This is a genomic window from Pseudomonas syringae group sp. J254-4, from assembly GCF_032586855.1.
Lineage (GTDB): Bacteria > Pseudomonadota > Gammaproteobacteria > Pseudomonadales > Pseudomonadaceae > Aquipseudomonas > Aquipseudomonas amygdali.
The window spans coordinates 63,706-90,375 of record NZ_JAWHOO010000025.1 but is presented as its reverse complement, the minus strand read 5'-3'; the positions used below and the strand labels follow the sequence as shown (position 1 = coordinate 90,375).

22 protein-coding genes and 3 pseudogenes are annotated in these 26,670 nt (G+C 58.4%); 12 read left to right on the top strand and 13 right to left on the bottom strand.

The genetic code is table 11. The annotated features are described in order from the left end of the window. Positions 1 to 160: 160 nt before the first annotated feature. The 4 genes from RYB09_RS23345 to mksB form a co-directional block, all read right to left on the bottom strand. Positions 161 to 1,408: a right-handed parallel beta-helix repeat-containing protein gene (locus RYB09_RS23345; protein ID WP_316890428.1), complete on the bottom strand. Its 1,248-nt coding sequence runs from the start codon at positions 1,406 to 1,408 to the stop codon at positions 161 to 163. A gap of 173 nt (positions 1,409 to 1,581) precedes the next feature. After that, positions 1,582 to 4,401: an Mks condensin complex protein MksF gene (mksF, locus tag RYB09_RS23340; RefSeq protein ID WP_316890427.1), complete on the bottom strand. Its 2,820-nt coding sequence runs from the start codon at positions 4,399 to 4,401 to the stop codon at positions 1,582 to 1,584. Then, positions 4,398 to 5,105: an Mks condensin complex protein MksE gene (mksE, locus tag RYB09_RS23335; protein ID WP_002552081.1), complete on the bottom strand. Its 708-nt coding sequence runs from the start codon at positions 5,103 to 5,105 to the stop codon at positions 4,398 to 4,400. Before mksE ends, mksF begins: the two co-directional genes overlap by 4 nt. Further along, complete coding sequence (mksB, locus tag RYB09_RS23330) at positions 5,095 to 6,372, bottom strand: Mks condensin complex protein MksB (RefSeq protein WP_002552082.1); 1,278 nt, start codon at positions 6,370 to 6,372, stop codon at positions 5,095 to 5,097. The genes mksE and mksB overlap by 11 nt, the downstream gene beginning before the upstream one ends. A gap of 144 nt (positions 6,373 to 6,516) precedes the next feature. Here mksB and RYB09_RS23325 point away from each other — a divergent pair, with 144 nt between their 5' ends. Together RYB09_RS23325 and rimI are read left to right on the top strand one after the other, a co-directional pair. Next, entirely contained in the window at positions 6,517 to 7,320 is an 804-nt protein-coding gene (locus tag RYB09_RS23325) for an energy transducer TonB (protein WP_316890425.1), read from the top strand. Continuing rightward, positions 7,313 to 7,765, top strand: coding sequence for a ribosomal protein S18-alanine N-acetyltransferase (rimI, locus tag RYB09_RS23320; protein WP_002552084.1), 453 nt, complete (start codon positions 7,313 to 7,315; stop codon positions 7,763 to 7,765). The genes RYB09_RS23325 and rimI overlap by 8 nt, the downstream gene beginning before the upstream one ends. A 9-nt stretch (positions 7,766 to 7,774) precedes the next feature. Here the strand turns inward: rimI and RYB09_RS23315 are convergent, their stop codons facing one another. Beyond that, the gene (locus tag RYB09_RS23315; RefSeq protein ID WP_316890423.1) at positions 7,775 to 8,182 is read right to left on the bottom strand and encodes a serine kinase/phosphatase; all 408 of its coding nucleotides are present in this window, start codon (positions 8,180 to 8,182) and stop codon (positions 7,775 to 7,777) included. A 170-nt stretch (positions 8,183 to 8,352) separates the two neighbouring features. Between RYB09_RS23315 and can the strand changes: the two genes are divergently transcribed. Further along, positions 8,353 to 8,991, top strand: a complete 639-nt coding sequence (can, locus tag RYB09_RS23310) for a carbonate dehydratase (RefSeq protein WP_002552086.1) — start codon at positions 8,353 to 8,355, stop codon at positions 8,989 to 8,991. A 71-nt stretch (positions 8,992 to 9,062) separates the two neighbouring features. Here can and RYB09_RS27345 read toward each other — a convergent pair whose 3' ends face one another. The 4 genes and pseudogenes from RYB09_RS27345 to RYB09_RS23295 all read right to left on the bottom strand — a co-directional run bounded on the left by RYB09_RS27345 (position 9,063) and on the right by RYB09_RS23295 (position 13,593). Further along, positions 9,063 to 9,851, bottom strand: a complete 789-nt coding sequence (locus RYB09_RS27345; protein WP_410478326.1) for a methyl-accepting chemotaxis protein — start codon at positions 9,849 to 9,851, stop codon at positions 9,063 to 9,065. A gap of 69 nt (positions 9,852 to 9,920) precedes the next feature. Then, positions 9,921 to 10,727, bottom strand: a pseudogene (locus RYB09_RS27340) (MCP four helix bundle domain-containing protein); the annotation flags it as partial. A gap of 119 nt (positions 10,728 to 10,846) precedes the next feature. Next, a complete protein-coding gene (locus RYB09_RS23300; protein WP_316890421.1) occupies positions 10,847 to 11,506 on the bottom strand; it encodes an HD domain-containing protein in 660 nt (219 codons plus the stop codon). Between the two features lie 65 nt (positions 11,507 to 11,571). Beyond that, the gene (locus RYB09_RS23295; RefSeq protein WP_316890419.1) at positions 11,572 to 13,593 is read right to left on the bottom strand and encodes an acyltransferase family protein; all 2,022 of its coding nucleotides are present in this window, start codon (positions 13,591 to 13,593) and stop codon (positions 11,572 to 11,574) included. A gap of 256 nt (positions 13,594 to 13,849) precedes the next feature. Between RYB09_RS23295 and RYB09_RS23290 the strand changes: the two genes are divergently transcribed. The 3 genes from RYB09_RS23290 (at position 13,850) to RYB09_RS23280 (ending at position 16,213) form a co-directional block, all read left to right on the top strand. Beyond that, positions 13,850 to 14,194, top strand: a complete 345-nt coding sequence (locus RYB09_RS23290; RefSeq protein WP_032613429.1) for a zinc ribbon domain-containing protein YjdM — start codon at positions 13,850 to 13,852, stop codon at positions 14,192 to 14,194. Between the two features lie 108 nt (positions 14,195 to 14,302). Then, positions 14,303 to 14,737 carry a thiol-disulfide oxidoreductase DCC family protein gene (locus RYB09_RS23285; protein WP_002552091.1) on the top strand — a complete coding sequence of 145 codons (435 nt, stop codon included), beginning with the start codon at positions 14,303 to 14,305 and terminating at the stop codon, positions 14,735 to 14,737. Between the two features lie 267 nt (positions 14,738 to 15,004). Continuing rightward, positions 15,005 to 16,213: a sugar transporter gene (locus tag RYB09_RS23280; RefSeq protein ID WP_316890417.1), complete on the top strand. Its 1,209-nt coding sequence runs from the start codon at positions 15,005 to 15,007 to the stop codon at positions 16,211 to 16,213. Between the two features lie 66 nt (positions 16,214 to 16,279). On the opposite strand, the gene pcsA is transcribed toward RYB09_RS23280, so the two are convergent. Both pcsA and RYB09_RS23270 read right to left on the bottom strand, forming a co-directional pair. Further along, positions 16,280 to 16,999: a phosphatidylcholine synthase gene (gene pcsA, locus RYB09_RS23275; protein WP_003433808.1), complete on the bottom strand. Its 720-nt coding sequence runs from the start codon at positions 16,997 to 16,999 to the stop codon at positions 16,280 to 16,282. 87 nt (positions 17,000 to 17,086) lie between these two features. Then, positions 17,087 to 19,102 (bottom strand): alkaline phosphatase D family protein, encoded by a 2,016-nt coding sequence (locus tag RYB09_RS23270; protein ID WP_316890414.1) that lies wholly within the window; start codon positions 19,100 to 19,102, stop codon positions 17,087 to 17,089. A 264-nt stretch (positions 19,103 to 19,366) separates the two neighbouring features. Here RYB09_RS23270 and RYB09_RS27335 point away from each other — a divergent pair. Together RYB09_RS27335 and RYB09_RS27330 are read left to right on the top strand one after the other, a co-directional pair. Continuing rightward, positions 19,367 to 20,149 (top strand): annotated as a pseudogene (locus tag RYB09_RS27335) (MCP four helix bundle domain-containing protein); the annotation flags it as partial. Further along, on the top strand, positions 20,123 to 21,007 hold the full coding sequence (locus tag RYB09_RS27330; protein WP_404944462.1) for a methyl-accepting chemotaxis protein: 885 nt from the start codon (positions 20,123 to 20,125) through the stop codon (positions 21,005 to 21,007). The pseudogene RYB09_RS27335 and the gene RYB09_RS27330, both read left to right, overlap by 27 nt. Before the next feature lie 8 nt (positions 21,008 to 21,015). On the opposite strand, the gene RYB09_RS23260 is transcribed toward RYB09_RS27330, so the two are convergent. Then, the gene (locus tag RYB09_RS23260) at positions 21,016 to 21,453 is read right to left on the bottom strand and encodes a GNAT family N-acetyltransferase (RefSeq protein WP_122259006.1); all 438 of its coding nucleotides are present in this window, start codon (positions 21,451 to 21,453) and stop codon (positions 21,016 to 21,018) included. 83 nt (positions 21,454 to 21,536) lie between these two features. Then, positions 21,537 to 22,730: a sensor domain-containing diguanylate cyclase gene (locus tag RYB09_RS23255; RefSeq protein WP_058400515.1), complete on the bottom strand. Its 1,194-nt coding sequence runs from the start codon at positions 22,728 to 22,730 to the stop codon at positions 21,537 to 21,539. A 122-nt stretch (positions 22,731 to 22,852) separates the two neighbouring features. Here RYB09_RS23255 and RYB09_RS27325 point away from each other — a divergent pair. The 4 genes and pseudogenes from RYB09_RS27325 to RYB09_RS23240 all read left to right on the top strand — a co-directional run. Further along, positions 22,853 to 23,746: pseudogene (locus RYB09_RS27325) on the top strand (PAS domain-containing protein); the annotation flags it as partial. 42 nt (positions 23,747 to 23,788) lie between these two features. Then, entirely contained in the window at positions 23,789 to 24,343 is a 555-nt protein-coding gene (locus tag RYB09_RS27320; protein WP_369812071.1) for a methyl-accepting chemotaxis protein, read from the top strand. Positions 24,344 to 24,517: 174 nt separating this feature from the next. Continuing rightward, positions 24,518 to 25,783: a hypothetical protein gene (locus tag RYB09_RS23245; protein ID WP_122259008.1), complete on the top strand. Its 1,266-nt coding sequence runs from the start codon at positions 24,518 to 24,520 to the stop codon at positions 25,781 to 25,783. 25 nt (positions 25,784 to 25,808) lie between these two features. Then, entirely contained in the window at positions 25,809 to 26,669 is an 861-nt protein-coding gene (locus RYB09_RS23240) for an SH3 domain-containing protein (RefSeq protein WP_316890409.1), read from the top strand. Position 26,670: the final 1 nt, after the last annotated feature.

The window sequence follows — 26,670 nt, the reverse complement described above, 5'->3', positions numbered from 1 at the left end:
TCCCCATGTGAGAGTAGGTCATCGTCAAGATTAAATTCCAGAAACCCTCATCGCTTACGCGTTGAGGGTTTTTGTTTGTCTGGGGTTCCACAAACCTCTGCATTCTCCTGAACTCATAACCCCACCTTTCAGTACTGAAGCCAGAGAGTCCCCCTCCAGCTCAGTTGAACGCCCCCATGCCTGCCAGCCTGCTGCCGGGCCGCAGATGGAAGCTGCTCAGTACTGGCAGGCTTCCGTCTGGCTGGCGCTTCGCATCCCAACCAGTGTCCGAGACATCTTCAAAGTCAGCGTCGGTTACAGGCGTTGGCAATGCCCATGAGTTGTGGGCCATATCCAGTCCTTCGCTGTTTACGGTCAACCGTCCCTTGTAGGCAATATTGTTGAGCAGGTGGCCGAGAGGGATCAGCGAGCCATCTGGCGCGATACCTGCCATGTTGTAGTTTGCGCCATTGGAAAAAGCCGTGTTGTTGATGAAGTCCAGTGCCAATGTATGGTGATTGGCGTAGAAACCGGCGGATTTGTTGTCGAAGGCAACTGAATTACGGACGATATGTTTCACACCGTTGGGCACATACTTGCCACCGTATCCGCCCGCTTTGATGCCATTGCCGTTGCCCGCTTCAAGTTTGGTGTGCGTGCCAGGCAGGTAGCCTTGCTGCCATGCCCACGAGTTTTCGATGGTTACCGGCGAGAAGGCATTGATCAGGTCAAAGCCGTCGTCGGAATTGGCCCAGGCTCTGCAACCGCGAAATACATTGCCTGGATGGCCCGCCTTGATGTGCGCGCCGAAGCCGTCAGCGCTCTGACCTGCGCCGTTTGAGGTGTAAGGGTCGTAGTTGTGGTGCGAGTCGGTATTGAGTACCAGGTTATAACCGCCGTTCTGAATGAACAGGCCTGGCCCCATGTTGTGATGCAAGTTGAGTTGCTCGAAAGTGTTGTGGCTGCCGCTGTTCCAGATGCCCCAGGACTCGTGATTGAGATGGTTATCCGGCTGCTGAGGCACGCCGGTTACCTCCAGCCCCTTCAGGTGCAACCAGCTACCGGTAACGTTGAAGCCTTTGACGCGACAATCGTCTTTCATGGCCGAGAAATCAAACACCGGTGTTTCGCCCGGATAGGACCAGTAACGTATAGGTTTGTTTTCGCTGCCGCTGTTGTTCAGGGTGATGGCATTGACGGTGTCTGTACGGGTAGCGCAGCTGTTGATGCCTGCTGTGTAGGCATAGACTCCGCCGCGAAAGTACACCGTGTCGCCAGCTTTTGCGGCTTGCTGTGCACGCATGATGGATCGCAACGGTGCGGCTTTTGTACCGGCAGCATGATCATCGCCATTGGGGGCAACGTAGTAGTCGGTTGCATGCGCTGTTGCAGCAACGGTCAGCAAGACCGTCAGCAGTATGGTTTTCATGAGGTCACTCCAGGCCAGCCTCTCGTAATCGTATGCGTGTTTGCTGCACCCCATTGTGAATTCAATGAATAAAGAGTCTGTTTGTGCAAGGCCTGCAATATGGCCTCACTCAATTCAAAGACAATAAAAAAGGCCGCATTCTCATGCGGCCTTCTGACTACAGCTAACGACCCTTACGAAGCCAGCTCTGGAACCGCTGGCTTCACTTCATCGCGACGCTGAATGTATTTCCAGTCAGCTTCATCGATGTATATCCCGTTAGGCCCGCTGCCACCTTCCAGGTCGATGGCCACATGGGCCGATACCTGTGGCTTCACACTTGCCAGAATCGGAACGAAGCCCAGCTGCAGGCTCGTTTCCAGCAGCGCAGCCTGGTTCTTCTCATCAATGTCTGCTGCTTCGTCGAGGTAATAAGGCAGGCGCACCCGACCAGCCTGATCCCGATCCATCAAGTGCAGCAACAGGTACATGTTGGTCAATGCCTTGATGGTCATCGTCGTGCCGTTGGACGCTGCGCCGTCGATATCGGTGTGGATAACCGGCTGACCATTGACCTTGGTGATCTCGAATGCCAGTTCGAACAAGTCCTTCAAGCCCAACTGGTTATGATTGGCAGCCACAAGTCGCGCCAGATATTCCTTGGCCTCTTCGTTCTTGTTGTCCTGCTCGGCGCTCTGGCTCAGGTCGAAGACAGACAGCGTCTCGCCTTCTTCATATTGCCCGGCGCTGTGGATAATCTGGTCGATGTGCTTGAGCGCTTCCTTGTTAGGGGCGAGCACGATACGGAAGCTTGCCAGGTTCGACACCTGACGTTTGTTGATCTCGCGGTTGAACAGTGCCAGTTGATGCTCAAGGCTGTCGTAGTCACTACGAATGTTTCGCAGGGTACGGGCGATGTCAGTAACCGCAGCGCGACGAGCCTTGCCCAGTGTGAGCGCCTCATCGGTACGGTGTGCGTAGGCATTGATCAGCAGTTGCAGGCGACGCTCCATGTCGTCCTCGCTGTCGAACTTGGCCACGCCCTTGAGGCGAACCTGGGCATACAGCGCTTCGATCTGCCCATCGCTGCGCAACAGACCTTGCCAGCTGTCCTGGTAATCGTTGAGCAGTGGCAACAGGTTATCCATGGAATCATCAATCGGTTCCATGAACGGCGTGCCGAACGGCAGATCCGCCGGCAACAACTGGCGGCGGCGTAGTGCGTCATCCAGCGTGCGTTGCTTGGATTCCATGTCACCGATCTGACGGGCGATCAGTTGCAGCTTGGCCGAGAGCTGCTGGACGCGTTCGGTGAATGCATCGCTGGAGCGTTTCAGTTCATCCTGAGCGGCTTCCATCTGCGCCAGCTCTTCCAGCTTGCCGGACTCCTCCGCGCTCAAGGTCTGGCAGCGGCGGAAGTCTTCAAGTGCTTTTTGAGCATCCAGCACCTGTTGATACAGCGCCTCGGTCTGGGTCTTGCTCGCCGCGCGGTCGGCGGCCACAGCCTGCTGGGTTTTCAGTTGCTTGAGTTCTTTTTCCAGGCGCTCTTTCTGATCGCGCAGCGCAGCACGATCGGCCAGCGCCTGCAGGGCAGGAGGTTCGATACTCGACAGGTTGATGGTCAGCCCGGGTACGGTGAATTGATCGCCTTTGAAGCCATCCAGAATGGTCTCCAGCGATTTGACCCACGCGTCGCCGTCGTCCAGCGCAATGCCTTGCTCACCCAATGGCAAGCTGAACAGCGCGCTGTTGAACAGACGCATCAGGCGTTCTACGTCCGGCTGGGAGAACTCTTCACGCAGACGGGCGTAACTGTTGTTGTCCGCATGGTCGAGCTGTTGTTTGACCGACTTGAGGCGTTTCTCCAGATCGCGCAGACGCTCGTCCAGATCTTCGGCGCTGAACTGCCGCGACTGGGCCAGTGCACCGGCCAGTTCATCGTGAGCATCCTTGGCTGCGAGCAGTTGCTGCTCCAGCACCTTGACGTCATCGACCAGCGCAAAACGATTCTTCAGCACCGACAGCTCGCCGACCCAGCGCTGGATGCTGCTGATCTCGCGCTCCAGACGCATCAGTTCCTGAGTGCTGCTGCGCTGATCGTTCTGCATCTCATCCTGCTGAGCACGGTAATGCTCGGCCTGAGCGACCAGTTCTTCCTTGCGCGCGCCGGAGTAGTCCGACCAGGTGCCAAGCAGTGAATCAAGGATCGGCGACAGACGATGCAGTTTGCCACGCAACAGATCACGCTGTTTGACCCCGGCAGCCAGCGCCTCGACCAGCGGGCCAGCCAATACCAGCGAGTTGTAATCCTGTTCCATGCGCCGCACGTCGCGGAAAGCTTCTTCACAGGCGGCAATGTAGTCGACGCTGCCCGAGCGCAGGCTGTGCTCAAACGCATCGAGAAACAGCTGCTTGAGTTTGGCTGCCGTGATTTCGCGCATGTGCAGCAGGTTGATGAACAGCGCACGGAACGTCTTCAGGCTCTGCTCGCTGGTGGAGCGCAGCGGGATCAGAGTCAGGTCCAGCGGGATCGAGGTATGACCGCCTACCAACAGGCGGCGCAGCTCGTCCGGCTTGAGTTCGTAGGCTTTCAGGCCCTGGCTTTCCAGGTTGCTGAACAGCTCTTTCTGACGCAGGCAGGTGTCGTTCTTCTGGTAATGACCCAGGTCCAGCTCGCCGGCATAGGCGAAGAACTGATGGCCGAAACCGCCACCCGGGCCGCGGCCTACCACGCCAATTACATGCGGGCCGTGGGGCAGGGAGACTTCCACCAGAATGTAACTGGTGTCGGTAGCAAAGTAGAAGCGCCGGGACTGCTCAAGGCTGTACTTGCCGAAGCTCATGTCCGACATGCGCGCCAGAATCGGGAATTGCAGGGCGTTGATCGAGGCGCTCTTGCCCAGGTTGTTCGCGCCATACACCGACAGCGGGTTTTCCAGCGGGAACAGGCCGAGGCTGTAACCGGCGGTGTTCAACAGGGCAAAGCGGCGGATGCCATAACGTTCCTGGCTCATGTGTCCATCTCCTGTCGTTGCTCATCGGCGATTGCCCGGGCCAGTGCCTCTTCCTCGGTTTCTTCACCGAATTCAGCCAGGTCCAGCGGGTCATCGGTTTCCAGCAGCTTCTCGTCGCTGTCATCATCGATGAGCACAGGCGTTGGCAGTGGCAGGGCGCTATGCAGGCTGGCCGCCAGATCGCGGTCCTGCTGCACCGACAGGCACACATCGAGAAAACGGTGCATCGGCGGCAGGAAGCGGTAGATACCGACCTCTTCACTGGCAAAACCCAGTTGCGTCATGCGGCGCATGATCTTCTCTTCCAGCTCTTCCTGGGTCTGCACTTCCGCCTGAAGAAACAGGTCCCGGTACTTTTCCAGCATCGAAGGCAGTTCGTCGCGGCCCAGACTGCCGCCATCCAGTACGGCCATCGGGTCACGGCCCTGATCGGCCAAATGCTCGACGAGGATGAAGGTGAACAGCGCCAGACGTTGAGCGGTCTTGTTGACCTGCGCGGCGGCCAGTTCAGGCACGAAATAGTAGAAGCCACGGGTGTCGCAGATCAGTTCGTAGCCCAGTGCCTTGAACAGCGCGCGGTACTGGTCCTGGCAGTTGGAGAGTTGGGCATACAGCTCCGGGTCGCGGCGGCTGATGTGATAGCCCTTGAACAGCTCGCGAAAGATCGGCGCGAGCTGGGACATTTCGGATAGATCAAGATGCATGAACAGGGCTCTCGGAATGCTCTGGCTGCTCGTCTTTTGCGGCGAGCAGGGCAAAGGAGCGCAGGCTGACGCGGTGCTCCCGGGTGAAATATTCGCGACGCTCGAGGCGTTCACGGGCGAAGCGCTTGTCCCGCGACAACCGCGAGAACCAGTACAACAGCTCGTCGGTTTCGCCAGTCGGCTCCTGCTCCAGCAACCAGACCATCAGGTCAGGCATCGGCAGGGCGCTTTCGCAGCGCTCGAGCATTTCCTTGACCGTACGTGGCGCGCGGGGCGGTTCGCCCTTGCGTGTACCACTGGCCTTGGGGAATTTCGCAGGCTTGGGTTCAAAGCGCGCCAAGGCATAGACGTAAGCCTCGACCTGACTCGCGCTGCCCAGAAATGTACTTTGCGGGCGGGTAAACAATGGCATGGCGGCTTGTGGCACTGCGTCCAGTCCCTTGCGCCGAATCGCCGACAAGGCCAGCGCCGCGCCACGAGTCACCGCGTTGTGGCGACGTGCCTCCTCGCGCAGCGGCAACAGCAGCTCGCGTGCATGACGCAAGGTCAGCTGGGCGCTGGTCTGCATCTCCAGAATGCGCGCATGGGTGCGCAGCAGCATATCGTCATCGACCAGGTGACCGAGGCGTTGTTGCTCGGTCAGCAGGCGCAGCAGCACATTCTCGACCTTGCGCACACCCTGTTCGAAAGCGCCGTCGGCATTGACCAGTTGAATCATCGGCTCGACGTATTCGTCCCAGGTGGCCAGAACTTCTGCATACCGCTGGCGCAAGGGGATCTGCCGGTCGCTGGTCTTGGCCCGGTCGGCGACCGCGACCAGTGCCTGTTCGTCGTTGGCGAGCTTCTTGAGAACGTCGCGCACCCGCATGTCCAGCAGTCGCAGCTGCCTGGCCAGATCATTGGCATCGCGAATATCGAACGCGTCCTGAATGTAACCGGCCAGGCGCTCCAGATGGCGCAGATAAGCCTCGATTTCCAGGCACAGGCCCAGCCGGTGCTCGCGGCGCAGGTAGGACAGGAAGTCATGGATCTGTGCGTTGAGCTCAAAGCGGTTCGGACTTTTCGCGACGGGCACCAGAATGTCCAGACGAATCCACACGTCCAGCAGGTTGGTGATGTCTTGCGGGGTGCTGTCCTGCTGCTGAGCGCCCAATTGCAGGCGCAGCTCGCTCAGGCTCAACGTACCCTGGTCGAAGTGTTCGCATAAGGGCTCGAGTAGCGCCCAGTGCTCGGCAAGGGCGCGCAGGACGCGCTTGGGTTCGATCATCGTTAGGCCGACTGTTGGCAAGTGAAAAGCGGCAATTGTACTGCATCAGTCGCCTGATATTTCACCTGCGGGCGATATGCTGCAGCGCAAAAAGGCGAACAACGCTAGAATTGCGCGCTTAACTTATCCACAGGTGGCTGACCCTTGCTCAACGAGTCCCGTCGCCGCGCTTATTTGACCGCCATGCAGGTGGTCAACTGGCTGCCGCGCACAGAACTGCCATTCGCCGCGCCCTCGCGTCCGGAGCTGCTTGCGCCGTTACCGCCGCCGGTCGAGGTGCAGAGCATTGCGCCTGCTGCCGCGCCATCTGCGCACGCTGCGCCGGTCGAAGCTGCGAACGTTGTGCCGATCGCCCGGCAGCCCGAGCGCCCGAAGGTCGAGGTGCCGCGTCCGTCACTGGCCAGCACGCGCACCGTTGCCCCGGTCGAGGAGGCCGCGCCTGCGCCGCCCAAGGCCGCAGTTGTGCCGCCACCGCGTTTTGCCCTGCAATTGCTGCGTGCCGGGCGTTGCCTGCTGCTGGTAGAGCTGACCACCGGTCAGCCGTTTCAGAGCCGCGATCCGTCCTACCTGCTGCTCAAGGACATGCTGCGCGCTGCCGGTCTGCCCGACAGCCCGCAGATTATCGGCGAGCCGGTGCGCTGGCCGTTGCTGGTGCGTGGCCAGATGGATCAGGGGCCGGAAGCGGCGCGCGACTTCGTGCAAGGCTTTGTCGGTGCCCGGCTTGAGGACGAGCCCTGTGCGTGCCTGTGGCTGATCGGTTTGCCGTCGATGAAGTTCGCCGGTGAAGCCGACGCCGAATCCTATAACCGCGAATTGCAGATCGAAGGTCTGGGTACTGCCTGGGCGTTGCCGGGTCTCGAATTAATGATGGACGAGCCTGAGCGCAAGGCCGATGTCTGGAAAGCCATGCGTCGGCTGATGACGCGCTGGAAATCGATCGATGAGTGATGCCGTAACCTTCCGCCCCATGACCGAAGCCGACATGGATGCGGTGCTGAAAATCGAATACGCAGCCTTCAGCCATCCCTGGACACGCGGCATCTTTCTCGATGGCCTCAAGTCCTATGAGATCTGGCTGATGTTCGAAGGCGCGCAGCAGGTCGGGCACGGTGTGATTCAGGTCATCATCGATGAAGCGCATCTGCTCAACATCACCGTCAAACCTGAAAATCAGGGTCGTGGTCTTGGCTTGCTGCTGCTTGATCATCTGATGAAGCGTGCTTATCAGCTAAACGCTCGGGAATGCTTTCTGGAACTGCGTGATAGTAATCGTCCAGCCTATCGTCTGTATGAAAACTACGGTTTCAACGAGATAGGCCGGCGTCGCGATTACTACCCGGCAGTCGGCGGCCGCGAAGACGCTGTGGTCATGGCCTGCACGCTTTTCGAATAGTGCTGGCGGTCAGCGCTGGGTGTTGCCGTCCAGCGGGTCAAGAATGGCCAGCTCCTCCTCGTCGAGCCCGTTGCCACCGCCGATGTCATCTTCATCGACTACCGTCAGGTCCAGATCGGCAGGATCGTCTTCGCCCTGCTCGTTCGGTGAACGGGCACCGTCTTCGTGGATCAGGGTTTCCGGAGACAGATCGTCATCGGTCGAATGGTGATCGTCAGTCGATGCACCGGTCAGGCCTGCCTCACGCACACGCTGATCCGGAATTTCATGTTGCAGTTGGTCTTCAGGGATAAGATCACCTATACGGGCGGTCTCATCTTCATTGAGGTCGAGTGTTTCCATAGAGCCCATGCGGTCTTCGTTGTCATCAATGGGTTCCGGTTCGGTAGCACCGAACGGACGGCGTGAATCGTTCATGGGAAATCCTCATTTCAGGTGGTCGTAAAAAATGGACCGGCCACGACTTTGAAGATTCCTTTTTGTTGACCGACGAGCTTCGGTGAATTTTGTCAGTAGTGGCAAATAGGCGTGACTTGAAGGATTCGACTCCAGTCCAAGGCTGGGCATCATTATCGAGGCGTCAAAGCATGAACGAGCTACAAGACCTGATTGATAACAATGCACGCTGGGCCGATGCGATAAAGCAGGAAGACCCAGAGTTTTTCGCCAAGCTGGCCCGCCAGCAAACGCCTGAGTTCCTGTGGATCGGTTGTTCGGATGCACGTGTCCCGGCCAATGAAATCGTCGGCATGCTGCCCGGCGATCTGTTCGTCCATCGCAACGTGGCCAACGTTGTGTTGCACACCGACCTCAACTGCCTGTCGGTGATCCAGTACGCGGTGGACGTGTTGAAGGTCAAACACATTCTGGTGACGGGCCACTATGGTTGTGGCGGTGTACGCGCGTCCATGCAGGACCGCCAGTTCGGCCTGATCGACGGCTGGCTGCGCACGATTCGTGATCTGTATTACGAAAACCGTGAAGTGCTGGCCAAGCTGCCGACCGAGGAAGAACGTGTCGACCGTCTGTGCGAGCTGAACGTGATTCAGCAAGTGGCCAACGTCGGTCACACCAGCATTGTGCAGAACGCCTGGCACCGTGGGCAGAGCCTGTCTGTGCATGGCTGCATCTACGGCATCAAGGACGGTCGCTGGAAAAGCCTCGACGTGACCATCAGCGGTTTCGAGCAGTTGCCGCCGCAGTACCGTCTGCGTCCGCAGGACTGATAGCCGCCCTCAGGTTGCACTATCGCCAGCCAGTCTGTTTTCGCGACGACTGGTTGGCGGCAGGCAGGGCATCACAGCACGAAACGCTGCACCATCAGGTTCAGATCAGTCGCCAGCATCGACAGCGAATTGCTCGCCACGGTGGTCTGCTGCGCGCCTGACGCTGTCTGGCTCGACAGATCGCGGATACTGCTCAGGTTGCGGTCTACTTCAGTCGCGACCTGGGCTTGCTGTTCTGCTGCACTGGCAATCAGCAGGTTGCGGTCGTTGATGGTGGCCGTTGAATGGATGATCACGGTCAATGCTTCGCCAGTTGATGCAGCTTGCTCAAGCGTCAGGCTGGCTTGCGTTGCCGTGTGACGCAACGAGCTGGCCGTTTGCTGAGTGCTTTGCTGCACGCCGTTGATCAGCCCTTCGATTTCTGCTGTCGAGGCACTGGTGCGTTGCGCCAGTGAACGGACCTCATCAGCCACCACGGCAAATCCGCGCCCGGCTTCGCCCGCCCGGGCTGCCTCAATGGCGGCGTTCAGGGCCAGCAGGTTGGTCTGGTTGGCGATTGCGCGAATCACATCAAGAATGCTGCTGATGCTCTGCGTGCGCTCGGCCAGTCCTTCAGCCTGATGCGAGGAGTCCAGCACGTTTTCAGTCAGTTGTTTGATCGAAAGAATCGTCGCCGACAGTTTTTCCTGTCCTTGCGCTGCCGCCTGGGTCGATGCCTGTGATTCGGTCACGGTGCTGCTGGCGTTGCCTGCTACTTCGATGGCCGCCTGACTCATCTGGTTGACGGCGACCGCGGCCTGCTCGATTTCGTTGTTCTGCAATTGCAGATTGAGCGCACTGGCTTCGGCGATGGTGCCCATCTCCTGGACCGACTGCGACAGTTGCGTCGCCGCTGCGTATATCTGATCAATCGTGCCGTGCAGGTTAGTGCGCATGCGCCCCAGGGTGATCAGCAACTGCGCGGTCTCGTCCTTGCCATCCGGTATCCGGTGCTCTGTCAGATCACCATCGGCGATGGTGCTGGCAATGTGTAAAGCCTGGCGGACCGGGTGAATGATGCTGACGCTCAGACGCCAGGCCAGCAGCAGGGTCAGAGCCAACACGACGGCGATGACGCTCAGCGCAATGACTCGTGCCTGCTCGTAGCGGGTGCCTGCTGACTCTACGGCGGCAGCAGCGCTCTGTTTGTTTAGCTCGCGCAGCAGTTGCACCTGCATGTCCATAAGGTCGCCTTGCAGCGCGAGCATGGTATTGGCCAGCATTCGGGCCTCATCCAGCTTGTTCTGCTCGATCAACGTGATCTGATCCTGCAAGCCGGGCATGAACGCCTTATAGGCATCCTGCAACGCGACGATAGAGTCATGTTCAGTGCCCGATTGAACGCGCGCAAGGTATTCCGAGAAACCTTTCTCGACTTCGTTCTTGAGCTGTTCGACATTGATCTTGCTGTTGATGACCGCACCCGGATCGTCGGCATTGGCGATCAGCCTTGTGGTCTCGCTGCGCAGTTTGACCAGGCCAATGGCGATGGCATCGGCCATGGCGATACTGGGCAGCGCTCCACTCTCGACGGCTTCGCCCTGATTGCGGATCTCCTGCATCTGCAGCAGGCAGAAAGCCCCCAGCGCGACCATCAGCAGGGAAGTGATACCGAAACAGATCACCAAACGCAGGGTGATCCTGAAGCGGCGCAATAGTGTTGGCCTTGTGGTTTGCCGACGCAGGAAACGAGGCATAAATCTTTTCACGGCACACAACCCCTATAAACACACAGACCTTCTCGGAGAGCCGTTTATAGGGCAGTTGTGTGATGTCTTTGTGACATCTGATGTTTATGTTGAAAACAGGCAAGCGCTCATGGCTTGGGCGCGCCGATTTCCTCCATCAGTTCATCCAGAAAGCGCTTCAGCCGGTCGTGCCTGATCTTCGCCATCTGTGTTCCGGTATCGGTTTGAAAGCTGTCGGCGAGGTGCAGCAGCTTGGTATGAAAATGGTCGGCGGCGAAGTTCATGTCGTCATACGGGCGCTGGCTGGCATGCGGGTCGTTCGCTTCGTAAAGCTGTCTGCCCATCCGCCCCGATACGTAAAAGGTTCGAGCTACGCCGATCATGCCCAGAGAGTCCAGGCGGTCGGCGTCCTGCAGAATTCGGGCTTCCAGTGTCAGCGGGGTTATCGCCGCCGAAAAACTGTGCGCTTCGATAGCATGGGCAACCGCAGCGATACTTTCTTCGTCCCACCCCATCTCGGTAAGCAATTCGCTGGCCCGTACTGCCGCCAGTCGCGAAGCGCTGGAGCGAAACGGTGAATCTTTCTCGACCGAAACACAGTCGTGTAACAGTGTGGCGGCGATCAGTACGCGGGCATCGCCGCCTTCCCGGTCACGGATAGCGCAGACGTTTTTCCAGACGCGCAGCAAGTGCGAGACGTCGTGCGCGCCATCGATTTTCTCTGCATGAGTGTGCGGGATCAGCAGGCTGGCCAGATCCTGAAACGGGGCGAAGCTGGCGGCGGTCATGCGATGGTCCTCGGGCGTCTGTGCGGGTATCAGCATTACAGACAATGCCGCCTGATAAAACCCTGTCACTGGTCAAGAATATGGCTGATCTGACCAGCAAGCAGGCCTGCGCCCTTGGCGTTGAGGTGATTGAAGTCCTTGTAGTACGAGTTCATGTCGCCAATCAGGCATTGCTTGTCCTTGCAAAAGGCGTCATCCAGGGTGATCAACCTGATCTGCTTCGCCTGGCTGGCGTGCAGGAACAGTTCTCGAGTGAAGCGTTGCAACAGAGCATGTTTTTCGACTGGCACCGACAGTTCACTGACCCGCTGCAGTTTCTGCGCATCACTGCCCGAGGCGTCCCGGGCCAGGCGGTAGTAGAGGCTCTCGGGGTTGATCAATTGCTGCGGCACCTGTGCGACGATGAATACCTCGGTGCCGATATCGCGGTAGGCCTTTATCGTGGTTGCAAGCGCATGCCGGAACACTGCTCGCGAGGTTTTCCGATTTTTTTCCGGGTGGCTGCGGGAGGTCAGGAAATACTTGCTCATCTTGCGCTCACCGTAATCGCCGTCGGTGTACAGCGTCCAGCGTGCCACCAGCACGACCTTTTTGATCTGCCGCTGCTTCACGTATTCAAACTCGCGATTGGCCAGCGTCTCGCATACCCCGGCAGGGTAGTTGCCGTTGGCGACATCCACGCCGAGCAAGGGCAGGCAGCCGCCCAGACCGATATGCGCGACGGTTCTGCCCAGATCCCGTGCGGCGGCGTCAAACGTCGATAACAGGGCCTCGGAATGGCTGTCACCAAACAGGGCCATCTCCGGTACGACGTTGCTGTCGGCAAGGCCGAACAGGCAAAAATCGACATTCCAGCCTTGGCTATCAAGGTTCCGGTCGCATCTTTCGCGTATCTGCGGGTCGACAAATGCCTGATGCATCGCCGGATCGACAGCGAAGCGCTGGCTAAAGCCATTATTGAGATAACCGACCAGCCCCAGTGCGACAAATAGCGTCGAAGCAACGCCTGCCGAGGCGAAGATCTGACGACGTTTGAATGCACCGGCCTTGCGAAAAGGCTGCTCGACGAAGCGCCAGCTCAGCCAGGCCAGCAGCAGCGAGAGCACGGTCAACGCCAGCATCAGCGACAGGTCCGGCTCAATCAGGCTGCGCTGACGAGTGAAGGCAAAGACGGGCTGATGCCACAGGTAAGCGCTGTAACTGATCATCCCGATCAGGACTGGTAATCGTGAACTCAGTGCTCTGCCGACCCAGGTCTGGCGATTGGCGAAGACAATGATCAACGCCGCGCCCAGCACAGGCACCAGCGCGTTGAGGCCAGGGAAAGGTGTACTGCTGTCGAAACACACCACGGCATAACCGATCAGCAGAATGCCCAGCAGCGTCGCCGCCTGATCAAGATGGCTGGCGCTATCGACGCTACGCGGGCGCCAGACAAAGTAGAAGGCGATGAACGAGCCCGTCAGCAATTCCCAGGCGCGTGCAGGCAGCAGATAAAAAGCGTTACTGGCGTTATGACGCGCCCCCAGCTCCGCCAGCGCCAGGCTCGCCAGGGCGGCCGCGATCAGCAGTACAACCAGCCACTTGCGGCCCATGCTCCAGGCCAGCATCAGTAGCGGTGGGAAAAACAGGTAGTACTGCTCCTCTACTGCGAGCGTCCAGGTGTGCAGCAAGGGTTTGAGTTCAGCGGTTGCGTCGAAATAGCCGCTTTCCAGCCAGAACAGTAGGTTGGATGAGAAGGTCGGCACCGCTACCAGGCTCTTGGCGAAGTATTTCAGGTCAGACGGGTCGAGCGTCAACCACGCGACAGGCAGGCAGACCAGCATCATCACGAACAGCGCTGGCAGAATGCGCCGGGCGCGCCGTTCGTAGAAATCGATCAGCGAGAATCTGCCTTTGAGCATCTGCGCAAGAATGATCGAGGTGATCAGATAGCCAGAGATCACAAAAAAGATGTCGACCCCTACGAATCCACCGCTGAATAACGGCAAACCCGCGTGATACAGGATGACCGGGATCACCGCGAGCGCGCGCAGACCATCGATTTCGGGTCGATAGGCGAGCGCCGGTTTATGAGGAATGCCCATGAAGTGTGCTCGATACAGGAAGTGGTGAAAGGCGGTAAATGCGCGCTGCAATAGCTACCGCCAACGCGGGGCGCAGGCGTCGGGGATGGAGGTTCAGAAGGGAATTGCAGGAGAGAGAGTGGTGTATTTTTTAGTTCAGGTATTCGCTTCTGTCCAATGGCTGAAGCCGGTTTATGACGACAGATCAGTCTCTTCCCACCTGAAACAGGAAAAGCCCTTTATAATGCATGGTTTTACCCTCCTCGATGCGAGAACCATTGTGAGCTTACCGTCCTGCCCGAAATGCAATTCCGAATACACCTACGAAGACGGCAGCCTGCTGATCTGCCCGGAATGCGCCCATGAATGGTCTGCAGACGCTGCTGGCGCCGATGCAGCCGACGACGTGAAAGTCATCAAGGACTCCACGGGCAATGTGCTGCAGGACGGCGATACCATTACCGTGATCAAGGACCTGAAGGTCAAAGGCTCTTCGTTGGTGGTCAAGGTCGGTACCAAGGTCAAGAACATCCGTCTGGTCGATGGCGACCACGATATCGATTGCAAGATCGACGGCATCGGCGCGATGAAGCTGAAGTCGGAGTTCGTCCGCAAGGTTTGATTCTGTCGGGCAATGGCTTTAGCCTGAACGCCTCGCCGGTCCTTCGACTCGCGGGGCGTTCATGTTTCCGGGCGCGCCAGGGCTGTTTTTCATGAACAGGTGAATACCGTGCCGACGACGACCCCCGCCCCGTATCTGAAACCCGATGAATGTGTCGTGCTGTTCGATGGCGTCTGCAAACTGTGCAATGGTGTGGTGAAGTTTCTGATTCGCCATGATCCGCACCAGCGTCTGCGCTTGGCCGCCGTACAGTCGGAGCAAGGGCAGGCATTGCTGAAGTGGGCCGGGCTGCCGCTCGACGATTTTCATACCATCGCAGTTATCGTTAACAATCGGGTGTTCGTACGCTCGGATGCCTTTCTGCACATCATGGGGCTGCTGCCTGCGCCGTGGCCGCTGCTGAAAGTGCTGGGTATTTTTCCACGCTTTCTAAGGGACTGGGCCTACAACCGTATCGCGCTCAACCGATATCGTCTGTTCGGGCGCTATGATCACTGTCTGTTGCCGTCGCCCGAGAACCGCCAGCGCTTCCTTGACGGCTGACGACCGGCGGTCATTTGTAAAGTCTGTCATGACTGTACGGGTTGTGATCCACTCTGGCGGTCCGTAGAATTCGTGTCATCTGGCTCCACTCCCCATATCCACAATAATCCACTTTGCACACTGCGCCCGATTCAGAAGGTCGAGCGGAGCGTTTTTGCGTTGGTTTTTCAGTGGGGGCGAGCCGCGGTTCCATACAGGTGTCAGGCGTGCGTGTTCATGCGTGGCGATCGGCCTTCGGGTCGGAACATTTTCAGGGCGTTGCGATTCTTGATAACTTCACCTCCAAACGAGCAAGCAGGTAGCTGGCTTGGCGTATTCGCGCTGGCCTTGGCGGCCTTCATTTTCAATACCACCGAGTTCGTGCCGATCGGTCTGCTGAGTAACATCGGCCAGAGCTTCGAGATGACCCCGGCCCAGGTCGGGCTGATGCTTACGATCTATGCCTGGGTCGTGTCGCTGATGTCGTTGCCGATGATGCTGGCGACGCGCAACATCGAGCGCCGCAAGTTGCTGATGTTCGTGTTCGGCCTGTTTGTGGTCAGCCATGTACTCTCCGCAATCTCCCCCAGCTTCGCGATCCTGCTGGTGAGTCGGGTCGGTATCGCCTTTGCACATGCGGTGTTCTGGTCGGTCACGGCGTCGCTGGCCGTGCGCATCGCACCGCCCGGCAAGCAGGTTCAGGCGCTTGGCCTGCTGGCGACCGGTACGTCGCTGGCGATGGTGCTGGGTATTCCGCTGGGCCGCGTGCTGGGTGAGGCCCTGGGCTGGCGGACTACCTTTCTGGGCATCGCCGGCATCGCTGCGCTGGTAGTCTTCCTGTTGGCTCGCGCGCTGCCTTTGCTGCCCAGCCAGAACTCCGGCTCGTTGCGCAGCCTGCCGATCCTGTTCAAACGCCCACGGTTAATGGCGATCTACCTGCTGACCGCGATTGTGGTGACCGCTCATTTCACCGCCTACAGCTATATCGAGCCGTTCACCCAGACTGTGTCCCGACTCAGCGGCGAAATGACCACGATTCTGCTGCTGGTCTTTGGCGGTGCAGGAATCATGGGCTCGATCATCTTCAGCCTGTTCAGCGACCGCTTCCCTAACGGGCTATTGATCACCGCCATTGGCACGCTGACCGTTTGCCTGCTGATGCTGTTGCCCCTTTCCGGTGACGCGGCGACGCTCGGCACGCTGACCATTATCTGGGGCATGGCGATCATGTGCTTCGGACTGACCTTGCAAGCGCGTGTACTCTCGCTGGCGCCGGATGCGACCGACGTGGCGATGGCGCTGTTCTCGGGCATCTTCAATATCGGTATTGGTGGCGGTGCGCTGCTCGGCAGCGTGGTCAGCAGTCAGCTTGGGGTGGCGGATGTCGGCATTGTCGGTGGCCTGTTGGCCCTTGGCGGGTTGGGGCTTTGCTGCTTTACAACGTACCACTTCGGTAAAATCCCGCCTGCTGCCGAGGTGCAGGCCGAGAGTAAATAGAGCACACATAAAAAAGCTCGCTGACCGTGCAAGGCGATCAGCTAGCTTTTTGTTCTGGCCTCGGCGTCAGGCTTTAAGCCGGCCCAGCCATTCCAGCGACGTTCTCCAGATACAAATTCCGAGAAAATACGCCGACATCGCCAGCCACAGGCCCATGACTACAGGGCCATTGTGCGGGTGGTTGATGATCAGCAGCGCGCTGGACAACAACCACACGGTGGTAACTGCGATGTTGATCGGCATGAAACGACGCACACGAAACGGATGCAGAAACTTCATGCGGGTCAGGGTCAGCAATGCCAGGGCGATGATGGTGATGAACGTCAGCCACGGCGCGGGCGACAGAATGTAGAGGCACAGGGCGACTACGTTCCATGCGGCGGGAAAGCCCTGAAAGTAGTTGTCCTTGCTTTTCATGTCGACGTTGCAGAAGCAGAACAGCGACGACACCAGAATCACCGATACGCTGAGCAGCAACGTGTAATCCGGCACCGGTATGTAGCGATAGATGAACAGTGCCGGAATGAACACGTAGGTCAGATAGTCGATGACCAGGTCTAGCACCGAGCCATCGAAGTGCGGCAGTACCGACGTGGTATTGACCTTGCGAGCCAGTGAGCCGTCTACGCCATCCACGATCAGGGCCGCGCCCAGCCACAGCAGGCAGGCTTTGGGTTCGTTGTTGAATAGTGCAATGGTAGCCAGGAACGCAAGGACGACGCCGGTGGCGGTGAAGCCATGCGCGCCCCAGGCGTTGAGTCTGGCTATGCGTTGATTGGTTATCACGGGGGCGCTCTCCAGGAAATAATGCTTGCCAGGGTGTGCCGCAAACCTGACCGGTAGCAACTATCGACCCGGCAATTGCCGATAAGTTTAGCGGTGACTATCCCTTGTTTCCCGGTTGCTTTCCAGAAAACCGCGATCTGTGTCAGACCGCTCGTCTCTGTAGTCTTGCGGTTTGACGAAACAGGTAGGCGCGTCACCGTTGGCATTGAGTTGGTTGATCAGGGTCGGCTGGCCTTGTTCATTGAACATTACCTGCCCGACACCTGCCGAGTTCCATAAGCGTTCACCGGCCTTGCTGTGCTCGGGCGTGCGCGGGACAACCTTCATCAGGCGGCGCTTGGTGAACCAGTTAAGAGGTGAGCGGGGAGAGTATAACCAGCGATTCAGCCGATCAAAAGTGTCCAGCAGACGACGGGGGAATTCATTCTTGATGCCACTGCTGGTGATTTGCCAGATGTGAGGCCCGCCACTGCGTTGACGGATCAGGATTTCGTAGACGAACGAGTAATGCACATCACCCGACAGAATCACGTAATTGCCCGGAGTTCTGGAGTGGCGAAAGATGTTCAGAATAACGTTGGCTGCGCCACGATGCGCCATCCAGTTTTCCGCGTCGACCAGCAACGGATAGCCGCACCAGCTGAAGACACGCTGTATCGCCTCAATTAACTTGACGCCGAACACGGGGGCAGCTGACACGATAATCGCCGATTTGTGATCGATCAGCTCCTGTTGCAGTTCACTGAGTGCTTCCCAGTCCAGCAGGCCGGACGGGTGATTGAAATTCGATTCGCTGCGCCAGCGTCGGGTGCGCGTATCCAGTACCACCAGCGCCGGGCTGGTCGGCAGAACGTAATGCCACTGTTGAAACTTCAGTAACTGATCGATCAGCGCGTCCTGGGACGGGCTGTCCAGCCAGTTATCCTTGCGCACAGCCGCTGCACTCAGTTCATGTACCTGCCGGACCAGGTCGTTGAGTGCGTCGGGATTGTTACCCCAGCCCTGGCAGAGCAGATAGGCGAGCAGGGCATTGCCGATGATGCGTTTCGAGAAGGGATGGCCGTACGCGGTTTCTTCCCAGTTTGCCGACAGGTTCCAGTCATCGGTGATGTCATGGTCGTCAAAAATCATCATGCACGGCAGGTGAGCCATCGCACGCGCCACGCCTTCAAGCCCCGCAGTGAAATCCTCGACCAGTTGCTGCTCTCTGGCATAACGCTCGACTTCGTCGGTTTCCAGATGCGGCGTGCCGGGTTCGATCAGGGTCCAGGGCGTGGGTGACCAGACCAGCAGGTACATCGCCACCACTTCCGCCAGAGTGACCAAATGGTTATCCGCGGTGCTGCTGGTAAATACCGGCTTGCTGGTGCCACCAAAGAACCGCTCACGCAGCGTGTCGTTGCTTTTCAGGGCGGGCAGCAGGTCGGCACGCTGGTAATAGCTGGCCGGGTGCGCATAAAGGCTGGTGCTGTCATCGACTACCGCACCGTCGAGTTGCTCATCGAACAACCCCAGCCGTTCGATCAGCATATGAATGGCGTGCAGCATAGGCCCGGCGACATCGTCGGCGTAGATCTGATCGCCGCTCATCATCAACAGCGCAGGGCGTTGCAACGGGTCCTGGTTGCCGGCCAACAGGCGATCCACGCAGAGCAGACCCTCGGCCGCGCTGTGGTGCGGCTTGCGACACGAGCCATGCAAGAGCTGATCAATGCTGCTGCGTACCACGAAATTCGGATAACGGGCACCTTCGTACAGCAGGTGCGGTGCCCACTCGGCGATACCGCCCGGTTCGCCATCTACCAACAGGTCGTAATCGATCCAGGTGTCCAGGGGCAGCTCGGCCTCCAGTTGCAGGTCGATCAGATGAATGAATGCGTGGCGACCTACCGCGACGATCTGGCATTGCTGATCGGTCAGTGAATGGTCGTTGAAGTCGTCTGCTGCATTCTCAACGCCATGACGCAGACGCAGACGCAGTATCAGCTTGAGCGGGCGCGAGCCCACCAGCCACAGTACCAGGCGGCCGGCTTCCTGGCGGCGTAACAGCGGACCGGCAAGGATGGACGGTAATGGACGTTTTTCGGCGGGCGAAGACGGCATCCTGATTCATGGCTCTGACTGATCGTAGGCGGGAAATACTAACGCAGTCAGTGCGGAAAGTTCTTGTTACACCGCTGGGCCGTTACCTTCAGCCTGTTTCAAAGCATTGCGCCGTTAGCCCTGAGCCCTTGGCGGCCAATCGGATGAATGTCACTTCAGTGGCGCTCGATGCTGCCGATAGACGCTTTATACAGAGCTTGAAGCTGCCGGTCCTCGAGCACCGCAGCCCAGCCTCAGCCAGCTGTTAAAACTAGAGACTTTTCCATGAACTGGTTCTACAACGCCAAGCTGTCCACCAAGCTGTTTATCTCATTTGCACTCTGCGCGGTCATCACCCTCGTGGTGGGCATGGTTGCCAGCCGGGGGATCGGTGAGCTCGCCAGCAACCTGAAACTTGCGTTCTCCAACAACCTGGTGTCGGTGTCGAAAACCAACGAGGCCACCATCAATGTTGTCGAGCAGAATCGTGATTTATATCGCTTGCTTTCGGTCGCCGCCAGCGATGCGTCGCAAAGCGCGAAGGATGAAGTTCTCGCCAGCATGAAAAACAATCGCGCAGAAGCAGAAAAAGCTTACGCGACCTATCGTGCGACACCGCTTGAAGATGACGAGCGCGCTGCAGGTGATCAGATGGACAAGGACTGGCCCGTCTATCAGACGCTGGTCGATCGGGCTGTGGCTGTTGCCTTTTCCGGAGACGTTGCAGCCGCGAGGGCGCTGGTCGAAGGCGACGTTCGCAAGGCCTATCTGACCGTGATGGGTGAGCTGAACATCATAGTCGGCTCCAACAACCGTCAGATAGGCGAAGGTGCAATCGCCGCTGGAAAAACAGAATCAGCGGCCAATCTCAATCTGTATATGGGGATCGGCATTGCCTTCGTAGCCGCCTTCCTTTTGGCACTGTTTATCAGTCGTGTGATCAGTTCGCCCATTTCCTCTGCCCTTGTCAGTGCGCAGCGCATTGCCGGTGGCGATCTGACCCAGCCGATCGTCAGCACTCACCGGGATGAAGCAGGCCTGATGCTTACGGCGCTCAGTGACATGCAGAACAGCCTGAAGAGCACCATCGGACAGATCTCCAGCGCTGCCGACCAGCTTGCTTCGGCTGCTGAAGAACTCAATGCCGTTACCGAAGAAGGCAGCCGTGGCCTGACGCGACAGAACGACGAGATTCAATTGGCTGCCACGGCGGTCACCGAAATGACCGCTGCGGTCGAAGAAGTCGCGCGTAACGCCATGTCTACCTCTGACGCCTCAAAGCGGACCAGTACCGAAGCGGCTACCGGGCGTGATCAGGCGCGTGATGCGGTCAGTGCGATCAACAACGTCAGCGCCGAGATCAGCAGCTCCACCTCAATGGTTGAAGAGCTTGCCGGGCGGGTTCGTGAGATTGGCCAGGTGCTGGACGTGATCCGTGGTATCGCCGAACAGACCAACCTGCTGGCCCTCAACGCCGCCATCGAGGCTGCGCGCGCCGGTGAGCAGGGCCGCGGCTTTGCCGTGGTGGCCGACGAAGTACGTGCGCTTGCCGCTCGTACTCAGGCGTCCACAGGCGAAATCGAAACCATGATAGGCAGCGTGCAGGCCAGTGCCGATCAGGCTGTGCGGGCCATGGGCAACAGCCGTACCCTTGCCAGCAATACTCAATCTCTGGCTCAGGCCACCGGCCAGTCGCTGGAGCGCATTGCGCAGAGCATTGCTGAAATCAACGATCGCAACATGCTGATTGCTACCGCTTCCGAAGAGCAGTCCCACGTTGCGCGCGAGGTGGATCGCAATCTGATCAACATTCAGGACCTCTCCACCCAGACCGCTGCTGGCGCTCACCAGACCAGCGCTTCAAGTCAGGAACTGTCTCGTCTGGCGATTTCCTTCAACAACCTGGTAGGCAAGTTCAAGGTCTGACGCAAGCGTCAGGACGCTGATACCGGCAGGCGCTTCTGGAAAAAGAAGCGCTTGCTGCCGGGCGGATAGTCGTCAATCTGCCCGAACTCGGTGTAACCGTGGCGGCGATAGAAATCCGGAGCCTGGAAGTCGAAGGTATCCAGCCAGATTCCCGCACAGCCTTTCTCGACCGCAAGGTCCTCAGCCATCTGCATCAAACGCGAGCCCATACCTTGCCCCCGGGTTTGCTCCGGCACCACCAGCAGTTCGATAAACAACCATTGATAGAGAATGCGTGCGTGCAGGCCACCGAGAATTTCCCGGGTCTGATCATCGCGAATGAACATTGCTACCTTCTCGGCCTTGCCGTCACCCGCCTGCTCGGCGTTAAAGCGCTTCAGGGGTTCCAGAATCGCCAGGCGATCTTCTTCTGTAGGGTTACTATTGACGTCAATGTGAACGCTCATGCGCTGGCTCCTGGCCTTGGTTTGCGCGACGAGCTTAAAGCGGCAAGGATGTGGGGTAAAGCCAGGCCCTGAAAAGCGTCATTTCACGCAAAGCACACGCAATTACGCCCGGCGCGTTTAGCGGCGTAGAGTGCATTGTCAGCAGCGCTGATCAGGTGGTCGGCAGTGGTCTGCGGCGCGGTTGCACAAGCGACCCCCAGGCTGACAGTCACGAACGCGCTTTCGCCCAGCACCGGATGCGGTAACTTGAGCGCCGCGACAGCGGTCTGCAGGGCGTCGGCCATTTCTCTGGCCTGTCCGGCATCGCCATTCATCAGAACCAGAACCTCTTCACCGCCGAAGCGAAACGCCACGGCTCCATTTTCATGCGCGCTTTGCTGGATTTTCTGACAGAGCAACTTGAGGCAGGTATCGCCTTGTGGGTGTCCATAGTTGTCGTTGTAGGATTTGAAGTGATCGATGTCCAGCAGGATGATGGCCACGTTCGCCGGTGTTTTACGCGCGCGTTCCCAGACCGAGGTCATCACTTCGTCCTGATAGCGTCGATTGAACAGGCGGGTCAAACCATCGGTGCGTGCGAACTCCATCAACTGCACTTGCAGCAGGCGTCCGCGAAGCGCGAACAGGTAGCTCATGCGGCTGGCGCGCTCCAGAAAATACGAAGCCATCAACAGCAGCGCTACCGTGGAGACGAACAGCACTGCATTGGCCTGCCAGATCACAAAGTCCGCGAAATTGGCAATGTAGGTTGTCACCAGCTGGATGATCAGCATGCATGACATCGCGACGGCTGCATGGCGCAGGGGCAATTGCTGGATCATGGTGCAATAGACCATGATCAACAGCATGCCCAGTTGATAAAAGATTTGATACGGGCTCTGACTGTGAATCATCACCAGCATGGGCATGAGCGAGCACAGTACCGTCGCGGTCGCAGCGGTCGTTTCCATTGCCCAGCGAGTGGAAAAGCGCTGCGCCAGCACTAACAGCACAATAAACATCGGCGTTATCAGGCACAGACGCCCCAGCGCCACGTAGACAAACACATCCCGCAGAATCAACCAGTCACTGATCAGAAACAGGTTGTAGATCAGGCTGCCACCAATCCCCACCGCCGTCAGAAATTCGCGCCGCTGTGGCCTGGTTTCCGCCTGGTAGCGTCGCTCAAGCACCCGGCTGAAGCGCAACGCACCCACACCTGAAGTAATCGTCTGCTCTACCTCCGCAAGGAGTTGTGCATCTTCAGGGCTGGGGCGTTCAAGGGCGGAAACGAGCATGTGACACCGGTACATTAACATCGAGAGATATTAGGACATCATGAATGATGTCTTAGTGCTATCAGTGTGTGGTGTGTGGGTCTTGAAGTCGACCGGCGGTTCCTGTTGTTGCTGACTGAGCGATGGCAGCAGGCTCAAGCCGCTTTAGGCATTCATTGGCAAGCCGCATGAGGGGGCCTGGAGGCGGGTATATGTGCTGGGCAACCCACATCAATTCAATCTGCCATCATCAGACGAAACGCATTAATCCCGTCTACGCTTATGCCGATACATACGTACAACCCACTACTGGTGCCGCCATGTTCAACACTCGCTTGAAAAAGGAATTACAGGCACAACACGCCGAATTATCGATGTATCGGCAAATGCAGAAAGGGATGGACGCGCGCATGGTGTCGTTGAGTCTGGACGCCAACAATCGCATTGCCCATGCCAATGACAACTTCCTCAGGGCACTCGGCTACACCGCCGAGCAGTTGCTGGGCAAGGATCTGGACCAGATGGTGCCGTCCTACGTCAAACAACTCGATTGCTACCGTAACCTCAAGCTCGCGGTGCAGAAAGGCGAGTCGGTGATCGACAACTACCGTTTTCTGCACGCCAACGGCAGTCTGGTGTGGATTCGTGCCATGTGGCAGCCGGTTCTGGATGACCAGGGCAAATTGGTGACGTTGCAATGCTACGGGTCGGACATCACCCAGACCGTCGAGACCGCTGCCGAGAACTCTGCGTTCATTCAGGCATTGCTGCGCTCAACCGCAGTGATCGAGTTCGATCTTGGCGGCCACGTGCTCACGGCCAATGACCAGTTTCTGCGTGGCATGGGTTACAACCTGGCGCAGATCAAGGGCAAGCACCACAGCATGTTCTGTGATCCGGCAGAAACTTCACTGGCTCCGTACCGGGAGTTCTGGGCGATGCTCAACCGCGGCGAGTTCGTCGCAGGGCGCTTCAAGCGTATCGACAGCAGCGGGCGTGAGGTCTGGCTGGAGGCTACTTACAACCCGGTTCATGATGCTCAGGGCAAACTCTACAAGGTCGTCAAGTTCGCCACGCTGGTGACCGATCAAGTGGCCCGCGAAGATGAAGTCAGCCAGGCCGCGAGCGTGGCGTTCGAAATCTCCCAGCAGACCGACGTCAGCGCCCAGCGCGGCGCGGATGTCGTGCAGAACACTGTGCAGACCATGCGCAAGATATCCGAAGAGATGCAGTCGGCTTCCTCAGGCATCGAAGCACTGGGCAAGCAGTCCCTGTTGATCAGCTCCATTGTGCAGACCATCGGCGGCATCGCCCAGCAGACCAATCTGCTGGCACTCAACGCCGCCATCGAGGCCGCGCGTGCCGGTGAGCAGGGCAGGGGCTTTGCCGTGGTCGCGGATGAAGTCCGCCAACTGGCCGGCCGCACCAGCGCCGCAACCGAAGAAATCGTCAGCGTCGTGCAGCAAAACCAGTCGCTGGCCGATGAGGCGGTACGCGGCATGGCCAACAGCCGCACTCAAGCGGAACAGGGTCTTTTGCTGGCCAATGAGGCAGGCGCTGTGATCGTCGAGATTCAGGAGGGGGCCAAACAGGTGGTGGGCGCCGTGGGTCGGTTTGCCAATCAGTTGAAGTAGCGGCTGACGTCACTGGCGGTATTTCAGGTGTTGCAGGGCACGGACGACCGGCAACACCTGATAGCTCTGGCATCATTTTTGGACGGCAGGCAGAATGCCCCGCAGTTGGTCAGTGGTCACCTTCGCACTCAAGTGTTGTGAATCACTGGTTCCACTCTGACAAGGATTGGTTGGATGCTGCTTGCTGTACTTACGGTTCTCAATGCCCTTTGCCTGATCGGTGGCTTGCTGTTCAACGCAGAGTTGTTGAACAAGGCCGGCGCCGATATTCCCCTCAAAAACCTGCAGGCGCTGGAAATATACGGGCAGAGCCTTGCCGCAGTGAGCGTGTGCCTGGCCGCCTGGCGCCTGTGTATCTGGGCCCATGGGAAATGGGGACATCAGCAGCATCTCATGCGCTCCATCCTGCTCAGTACCCTGGTACTGGCCCCGCTGACCTGGTGGGTCCAGGGTGTGGTCCCGGACGCGATTGCTGAAGCGTTTCCAGCCGATCTGCGGGTTTACAGCCTTTACGCCTACGTGACGAAAAAAGGTCTGCTCTACGATTCGGTGCAGATACCCGGCATTCCCTATCAGGAATATCGCGACAAGGGCGAGGGCAAGGCCTTCATCGCCAACCTTGGCGTACTCATGAGTGTTCAGGGCTCGTACGTCGAGCAGATTGGCCACAATTTCCAGGGCTTCGCCCAAACCGTTTTCAAGGGCTATACCCGACGCAATGCCGATAGGCTCTACAGCCGTTTGCAAGCGGAAGTCATCCCGGTCTTTGACGATATCGCCCGAGAGTACGCAAAGGTAGAAGCTTTGCGGCGCTCTGGCGTAGCGGGCAATAAACGCAAGCCGCTTGCCGTTCCGAACGCAGCCCTGCAACAGGATCAGCCGAGCGCCGAAGACTACGCGTTGGCGATGCCTTCAGGCCTGCGTAGCCGTCAGGCGATGGCCAACACTGCGCAGGTGCGCGGCATGGCGCGTCAGGTCCTGGGCCCGCTCTACGTCGAGGGAATGGACCTGCTTGCCACGCCCAGTCAGTTCAACACGTACCTCAATGGCATCGCCAGCAACATGGCCAGCGACGTCGCGCGCACTGATGTGCATGGCGCTCAGAGCCTGAGCGTCCTCAAAAACATGTGGTTCGTACCCTGGTCGTTGCTGAGCGGTCTTTTCATGGGAGCGCTCAATATTGTCGGGCTGCTGTTGTCGACCGTCGAGCGGCGCGCCTTCATGCAGAAGAGGCTTTTCGCCGTCAGAGCAGCATCGGTGGTCCTGATCGTGGTGGTTCCACTGCTCGCCGGCAACGCAATCATTCAATCGCCAGGCTATCGCACTGCGTTCAAGGACATCGAGGCCGGCACGACACTTATGGCCGGTGTCTTTCATTGGGCAATGTCTGCAGAAGCCATGCTGTACAACTTGACCAGACCTCTGCTCAACGCCGAGTGAAACGTTTCAAAAGGGAGTAAGCCCCGTGCGCAAGAAATTCGTTGCATCAATTCTGGCGGTAAGCATCGCCACCTCAGTCACCGGATGCGCGCAGATGGGCATCAGCAAGGAACAGGCGGGCACTGTGATCGGCGGTATTGCCGGTCTGGCGGTCGGTGCAACGATGGGCAAGGGCAACGGTCAGATCGCAGCCGCGCTGATCGTTGCAGGCATCGGCGGCTATATCGGTAACCGCATCGGTCAGTTACTCGACGACAGGGATAAGCAGGCACTGGCGTTGCGCACTCAGGAAATTCTGAGTCAGCCCGCAACCCCTGTGGCACAGCCCACTGCCATCTGGCGTTCCGATCACTCCAGTGTCAGCGCCCGGATCACGCCAGGCCCGGAGTTCAAGGCGGTCCGGACCATCGATGTCAAACGTACGCCCAACATTCAGGGCGTGCCGTCGATGAAGCTGATCAATCAACCCTATGTCACCCGGTCTACCCTCAATGTGCGTTCTGCACCGAACATGAGTGCTGACAAGGTGGGCAGCCTGCCGGGCAATACGCAATTCACTGCCGTGGGCTCTACCGGTGACTGGATTCTGGTAGGGCGCAAAGGTGTGACCGTGGGCTACGTGCACAAGGACTACGTGATGACGCAGTCCGATGCCGACACCAGAAAGAGGCTTGCTGCAGTCAGGTTCGATGATATGAACGTAGCGGCCAGCAAAGAGACTGAAGCATTCGATCTGGGCTCAATCTCTTCCTTGCCCTCCGGCAAAACAGCGGCCGAGACTACTTGTCGACCGCTTTCTGTAAGCCTGGAAGCCAACGGTGGCACCACTGAAAAGCAGGAGAACACATTCTGCAGGCAGGCCAATGATACTTGGGAGTTGATTTGAC

Bases quoted from the DNA above. Each gene is read 5' to 3' on its own strand.
- mksF (WP_316890427.1), bottom strand. From the start codon at position 4,401: ATGAGCCAGGAACGTTATGGCATCCGCCGCTTTGCCCTGTTGAACACC.
- RYB09_RS23255 (WP_058400515.1), bottom strand. From the start codon at position 22,730: ATGCTCGTTTCCGCCCTTGAACGCCCCAGCCCTGAAGATGCACAACTC.
- RYB09_RS23270 (WP_316890414.1), bottom strand. From the start codon at position 19,102: ATGCCGTCTTCGCCCGCCGAAAAACGTCCATTACCGTCCATCCTTGCC.
- RYB09_RS23300 (WP_316890421.1), bottom strand. From the start codon at position 11,506: ATGACCGCCGCCAGCTTCGCCCCGTTTCAGGATCTGGCCAGCCTGCTG.
- RYB09_RS27345 (WP_410478326.1), bottom strand. From the start codon at position 9,851: ATGGGCACCATCGCCGAAGCCAGTGCGCTCAATCTGCAATTGCAGAAC.
- mksE (WP_002552081.1), bottom strand. From the start codon at position 5,105: ATGCATCTTGATCTATCCGAAATGTCCCAGCTCGCGCCGATCTTTCGC.
- RYB09_RS23345 (WP_316890428.1), bottom strand. From the start codon at position 1,408: ATGAAAACCATACTGCTGACGGTCTTGCTGACCGTTGCTGCAACAGCG.
- RYB09_RS23295 (WP_316890419.1), bottom strand. From the start codon at position 13,593: ATGGGCATTCCTCATAAACCGGCGCTCGCCTATCGACCCGAAATCGAT.
- can (WP_002552086.1), top strand. From the start codon at position 8,353: ATGAACGAGCTACAAGACCTGATTGATAACAATGCACGCTGGGCCGAT.
- RYB09_RS23245 (WP_122259008.1), top strand. From the start codon at position 24,518: ATGCTGCTTGCTGTACTTACGGTTCTCAATGCCCTTTGCCTGATCGGT.
- RYB09_RS23315 (WP_316890423.1), bottom strand. From the start codon at position 8,182: ATGAACGATTCACGCCGTCCGTTCGGTGCTACCGAACCGGAACCCATT.
- RYB09_RS23260 (WP_122259006.1), bottom strand. From the start codon at position 21,453: ATGAGCGTTCACATTGACGTCAATAGTAACCCTACAGAAGAAGATCGC.
- mksB (WP_002552082.1), bottom strand. From the start codon at position 6,372: ATGATCGAACCCAAGCGCGTCCTGCGCGCCCTTGCCGAGCACTGGGCG.
- RYB09_RS27330 (WP_404944462.1), top strand. From the start codon at position 20,123: ATGCTTACGGCGCTCAGTGACATGCAGAACAGCCTGAAGAGCACCATC.
- rimI (WP_002552084.1), top strand. From the start codon at position 7,313: ATGAGTGATGCCGTAACCTTCCGCCCCATGACCGAAGCCGACATGGAT.